General features: G+C 62.4%; 6 protein-coding genes. 3 read left to right on the forward strand and 3 right to left on the reverse strand.

The window, feature by feature from the left end:
• A partial coding sequence (locus AB5S17_RS23165) for a transposase (protein ID WP_369243545.1) occupies window positions 1-191 on the forward strand: 191 nt, incomplete at its 5' end.
• 144 nt (window positions 192-335) lie between these two features.
• Here AB5S17_RS23165 and AB5S17_RS23170 read toward each other — a convergent pair.
• On the reverse strand, window positions 336-500 hold the full coding sequence (locus tag AB5S17_RS23170; protein ID WP_369243546.1) for a hypothetical protein: 165 nt from the start codon (window positions 498-500) through the stop codon (window positions 336-338).
• Between the two features lie 152 nt (window positions 501-652).
• On the opposite strand from AB5S17_RS23170, the gene AB5S17_RS23175 reads away from it, so the two are divergent.
• Complete coding sequence (locus tag AB5S17_RS23175; RefSeq protein WP_369243547.1) at window positions 653-1,555, forward strand: rhamnan synthesis F family protein; 903 nt, start codon at window positions 653-655, stop codon at window positions 1,553-1,555.
• Between the two features lie 534 nt (window positions 1,556-2,089).
• Here the strand turns inward: AB5S17_RS23175 and AB5S17_RS23180 are convergent.
• Window positions 2,090-2,980 (reverse strand): replication initiation protein, encoded by an 891-nt coding sequence (locus tag AB5S17_RS23180; RefSeq protein ID WP_369243548.1) that lies wholly within the window; start codon window positions 2,978-2,980, stop codon window positions 2,090-2,092.
• Between the two features lie 531 nt (window positions 2,981-3,511).
• On the opposite strand from AB5S17_RS23180, the gene AB5S17_RS23185 reads away from it, so the two are divergent.
• Window positions 3,512-4,291 carry a transposase gene (locus AB5S17_RS23185; RefSeq protein ID WP_369243549.1) on the forward strand — a complete coding sequence of 260 codons (780 nt, stop codon included), beginning with the start codon at window positions 3,512-3,514 and terminating at the stop codon, window positions 4,289-4,291.
• A gap of 335 nt (window positions 4,292-4,626) precedes the next feature.
• On the opposite strand, the gene AB5S17_RS23190 is transcribed toward AB5S17_RS23185, so the two are convergent.
• Window positions 4,627-5,628: a rhamnan synthesis F family protein gene (locus AB5S17_RS23190; protein ID WP_369243550.1), complete on the reverse strand. Its 1,002-nt coding sequence runs from the start codon at window positions 5,626-5,628 to the stop codon at window positions 4,627-4,629.
• Window positions 5,629-5,854 lie beyond the last annotated feature (226 nt).

Below are 5,854 nucleotides of genomic sequence, written 5' to 3' on the forward strand. Positions count from 1 at the left end.
ACTACCTGCCGCCCTACAGTCCCGACTTCAACCCGATCGAGATGGCCTTCTCCAAGCTCAAGTCGCTCCTGCGTGCGAGAGCCGAACGGTCTGTCGACGCGCTCTGGGATGCCGTCGGCGCGGTCCTCCCGCTCTTCGAGCCCGAAGAGTGCGCCAACTACTTCGCGGCTGCAGGATATGAACCGGATTAAGCCGGACCTGCTCTAGACGTAGAGGGTGTGGCTTTGCTCCGTCGCCGCGTTCCCTGGCGCAAGAGCGTCACCGCGACCTGCCAATCGTCCGGCTGCAAGGACTGGTTCCTGCCATCAAAGCTCTGATAGGTCGCCTGGTGCCGTTCAATCGGCTACCCGTCGCGGGAGGAAGACTGTGCCGTTGGGCGACACGATCGCGGTGCGGATGGCATGGCGCGAGGCGAGGCCGTCGACTATGCCGAAGTCGAGCGGCTGAGTTTCGGGTTCCGAAACCACATCCACCGTTTTAGGTAGCTGGCGATCGGCCACGCCATCGGCAGGTCCGACCTTCGGCTGCGCCTCGCTCGCGGAAACGGCACTGATGCGTTAGAGCGATCGCGCGCCGGGTTCTGAGCCCGCCTTTTAGGAGAGCCGCTATATCTGGACTGCAGCCTGTGGACCACGGTCGTCTTAACCAGCCCTTGGAACCAGTCGCCGTCTTCGTCCACGTCCATTATCTCGATGTCTGGGAGGATCTTGCAAAGGTCTTGGCCGAGCGCATGGACGTGCCCTTCCGGCTGATCGTGACGTCTTCGCTATCGGGCGAGGAGATCGTCGCGCCGGCGACACCCCATCTCGTCGAGATGATCGTCATCACGACCGAGAACCGGGGCCGGGACATCCGGCCGTTCCTCATCGCCTATGGCAGCGTCGGCGGCTATTCCATCGGCCTGAAGCTGCACACCAAGCGCTCCACCCATCTATTCGCCGGCGACGTCTGGCGCGCCGAGATCCTGGATTCCCTCCTGCCGCGCGAACAGGGGGTCACCGCGATCCGCAGAAGGATGGAGCAGGTGCCACATATTGGCTTGGTTGCGCCGAGGGGATTGTTCCTATCGATCGGGGAATGGATGCTGGACAATCTGGAGGGTGTGGCGCGGCTTGCTGAGACGCTGTCGCTGAATGCCAACCGCCGCGTGATTGCAAAGGGCCATTTTCCCGCCGGCTCGATGTTCTGGTTCCGCCGTCAGGCGCTTGAAGACTTTTCGGCCCCCGAACTCCTCACAATGTTCGAGGAGGAGACCGGTCAGGTCGACGGAACGACCGCCCATGCAGTCGAGCGCATGTTCGCCTTCTCCGCCGAACGCCGCGGCTTCGTCGCGATGCCGATGGACACGCTCTTCGAGGCCCGCCCGGACATGTCTGATGCGGCGTTGCGCCGGCTTTCGCGCTCGAGGCGCGCCGAAGTGAGCCGCACCCTCTACCCGTTCGCGATCCACCGCTTCGTCCACCGCTACGCGCCCTTTCTGTTTTCGCTCTACCGCCAAGTCCCGAAGACCTTCCGGGACCGCCTGCGCAAGCGGTTCGGCGAGCCGCGGTACTGATCTTGTGAGGCGTGCACAACGCCTCCCGGCGTGGCTGCCGACCTGCGAAACTGTCAGGGCGCATTCTGTCCTTGGACCACCAAGGGCGAGCTGCCATCTTGGCGACCTGTGTCTCCGAACGGCGCGTCTCGCGCAGAGAGAACCGCTTCTGCCGGTCGAGCTGGCGGCTCCCCTCGGCGGCGGCACAGTTCAGGCAGCAGTAAGACGCACCCATCATCGTCGAAGCAACAGCATGCGACAAGCCGTAGTCTGCTGCTTGCCTTTTCGCGTCGCGAAGCGTCACATACCCCTCGTCATCCATTCACCAGTGGGTGGCCGACGGAGAGCTTCTTAACCCCTACGGAACTCCTGCATTGAGGCGACCGGATGGGACCACGCAAAACCTTCCCCGAGCAGAAGAGGCTGGCAACAACGATCTCCCCGAAAATCTCATTTTTGACCAGATCCGGCTCGCCGCCACTGACATCGCCTTCTATAGATCGACGGGAAGTCCCTATAACGTCGGTTTCGACCTATTTCCGATCGAGGAAACCCTCAAGTCCGCCGTGCAGCAGCTGCTTTGTCCGAAAATGAGGTTTTCGGGGAGAGCCGGCGCAGGCGATCCTGCGAGGGCATGGGCGGGGTCACATATTCGGCGGTTCCGGTAATGCGGGCGCGTCGTCCGACCTTCGGCCGCTGCGCCTCAGCATACGCTTCGCGCAGCTCCGCCTCACTTTTTTTCCACCAGCCGAGCCCGATCCTGACGACCTTCTTGCCCTCTTTTATCGGCAGGACGCTGACGCCGAAGGGAGCAAGCCCGTTGATTTCGGCGACCGCCGGCTTCAGGACGTGCTTGTTGAACTCACCGAAGGATTTGTAACGGTTCGGCGGCACGCCCATCATCAGGCGGAAGTCAGCAAGGGAGTATTCTGCCGACGTCTTGTAGTCCAGATTCACGAACTGGGCGATATTTTCATAAAGCGAAACCGAGTATCGCGAGGTGAAGGCCATCAGGACGGGAATGGCTATGCGTCCCCAGATCTGCGATTCCCTCAGAACCTCGATCAGCCGCTTGTCGAAACTGTAGGTCAAGACGCCGGCGCGGCGGTCCGGGTCGTCGAGATCATTGCCGCCGAGGAACTGTACGCGTCGGGTCTTCCCGTCGACGTGCTTGACTGTGAGGATCGTGCGCATCAGCGCCTCGATCGCCTCCTCCACCATCTCGTAGCCCTTGTGCCCGTCCGGCTTCAGCACGTCGATCTCGATAGTGTAGTCTTTGCCCTCCTCGACGCCCTGCATGTGCGCATTGTGCCAGAGGATCGTGATCGCCCTGCGGGCGTTCAGCGTCAGCTCGTGATGGCCGGTGACCTGGATCAGTTCTGCCGGCTTGACGGCTTCACGGTCCTTTGGCGTGATTGTAAGGGTGAGGACGAGCGGTTTGGACATTCAGACATCATACGAATGAAAAGTGAAAAACCAACCCCTCACATTTCATTGCCCGAACGTCTCATCTTTGTAACCGGTATGACCAGCTTGAGGCCGTGCCGATCGCCGCGTAGGACTCAAGCCAACGGTCTCCGGGAAAGCCGGTGCGGTTCACTTTGGGCCGCGGCGTATGGTGAGACCATCCGGGACAGGGGCACCGGGAGCACGTGAGGTGCGGGCAGGCCGATGCATAGGATGAGCTGCGAACTCGCGTTAGTAGCTGGCCGCCCCTGCGACCTGCTCGGTTGCGCCGAGAGCGCGGATCCGTAGGTGTCGTGTCGCCCGCCGGCTCCCGTCCTGACCAAGGAAGGAGGAGCCGATGAGAAGGGTGATTGGAATGGACATCCACCGCACCTTTCCGGAGGTGGTGTTCTGGGAAAAAGGAAGACTACGGCACCACGGTCGGATCGACATGACGCGCTCCGGCCTTGAAGGCTTCGCTCGCAGTCTGGAGGGCGATGACGAGATCTCGTTGAGGCCACCGGCAATGCCATGTCGGTGGTTCGCGTGTTGTCGCCTTTCGTGGCGCGCATGATTGTCGCGAACCCGATGCAGGTGAAGGCGATCGCGCATGCCCGCATCAAGACTAACAAGATCGACGCAGGAGTTCTGGCGCAGCTTCAGGCGAGCGGCTTTCTGCCGGAGGTCTGGATCCCCGACGAGCGAACCGAGCGGCTTCGTCGGCTGGTCGCCCGCCGCAATCAGGTGGTTCGCCATCGCACCCGGGTGAAGAACGAGATCCACGGCATCTTACAGGCCCATCTCGCGCCGAAGTGCCCGCATGCCGACCTGTTCAACGGGCGCGGTCGGGACTGGCTGTCAAAGCAGGCCCTTCCCGACGACGAACGGGCAGCGATTGCCCGATACGTGTGTGAGGTCGAGCGGCTCGCCGAAGACGTGGCGGACGGGGAGATCGCGAAAGACACGGTGGATGATCCGGCGGTGCAGCGGATTTTGACGATCGCCGGCGTCAACGCTGTGGTCGCCTCCGGTATCGTCGCCGCGATCGGCGACATCTCCCGCTTCCGAGAACCACAGAAGCTCGTCAGCTACTTCGGTCTCAACCCGCGAGTTTGCCAGTTCGGGCTCGGCCTTGCCCAGTATGGCCGGGTCAGCAAGCATGGACGTTCGCATGCCCGCGGCACCCTTCGATCTGTCCCCGAACCTCTCATCTTTCGGTTTTGCGCCCGGCTCCTGAGTCTTTTCGTCGACTTCATGAGACAAGTTGAGGCGATGATGCTCAGACCTGTTTCGCGGCTTTGCCGCTTCTAGATTCATATATTCTTTTAATTCAAGATTCGTCACTGCTAAGCGGTTGATCCTTAACGGGAAAATACCTTCAACTATGAGAGATTCGGGGGCTTCGGTGAGGTCTCCGGGGGAATTTGGCCGGTTGCGATGAGGCTTTCGGGGCGAGAGATGAGGCTTTCGGGGGATAAAATGAGGTCTTCGGGGAGCGGGACAGTACTGGACGCCCGTCTCCCCGCGGTCAGGCGAAGACTTGAGGCGATCGCGCCGACCCCTGATCGCTGAGGTGCTGAAGGGCTCGGGACAGGTCGTGCTGTTGTCCGGACCAGCCGGTCCGTGGCGAAATCTCCCCGAAGCTCTCATAGATGCGGGGGGCGCAAAACGCTGTTCCCATTACCGCCTGCGGACCGGCGGATCGCCCGGCGCAATCCGGCTGGGCATGCCTGGTAGAGCCGCCGCAGACCCGGCAGAGCCAGAGCCCATCGCGCCAGGAGCGGGGGTCGGCGAAGGAACGGGGTGGGCTCGTCCGCGCGCATCCGGGCCCGCGCGCGGAGTGCTTGGAGGGGTTGCGCCGAATCCAGCATGCCAACGTCGTCCATGGTCAGCACGACCCCGTCCTCGGCCTCCGCGATGAGGGCGAACAGGCGCTCGCAGGCATGTGCTGCGGTCCCGTCGGTCTGGCCTGCCTCAGCCGCGAAGAGATCTGAGAGATTGGCGTCCGCGAACCTGTTGAGGGCATCGCGGCGAAACCAGAACATCGAGCCGGCGCAGAACACCGGCGTACGCTGTCGCGCAGCCGGCAGATCGAGGCGCAGGCGCTCGGCGACTTGCCGCATCGGGCGGAGATTGCGCCCCATCCATCGGTCGAGAGACACCAGCATGCCGCGGGGGGCGACGATCTTCAGGCGCCGATCCGCCGTTATCGCCGCGATGACGCACGCGACAGCAGTTGGATCGGGAAGTAACGCCCGGACGAGCGCCTGGCCCCAGTGCGCGCCTTCCAATCGATGGTCGGAGCGCTTGGTGTGGAGCTTGAGGCCGACGGAGAAGTCGATCGGCAGGCCAAGCGCCATGAGGAAGGGCAGGATGTCCCGGCCGCGATTGGGATAAACGAGGGTGCGATGCGACAGGAGGAACGGGCTGTCGGGGATCTTGGGCATGGCGCCGGCATGCGGCGTCGTGAGAATGAGGTGGAACGGGTGTCTCAGCGTCTCAGAGATGATGTCCGCCAGACCCACCCAGACGTCTTCGTAATGGACATGCACGAAGACCGCAATCGGCGCGGGAGCGAGCGATTTGTCGGGGCTAGCCATCTGGTCGGGCGGAGCATCAGGCATGCCGGGTTCTTTTCGGCGATCCATGGGTGATCTCCTTCGGTCCGACTATGTCCGCCTACACACCAAATTTCTTATAGTCTGGGAAAGCGCGAGCGGCTCGCGCCTGCCCTGCCAACCCACAGCTGTTTCCAGACCTATTGAACCGCGCCGACTTTCCCGGAGACCTCAATTCCTGAGAGAATGGGGTCATCATGACGAAAGCGACATCGAAGAGATATTCGCCTGAGGTCCGGGAACGGGCGGTCCGAAT

The sequence above is a fragment of the Jiella sp. M17.18 genome (assembly GCF_041027365.1).
GTDB lineage: Bacteria > Pseudomonadota > Alphaproteobacteria > Rhizobiales > Rhizobiaceae > VKMB-3413.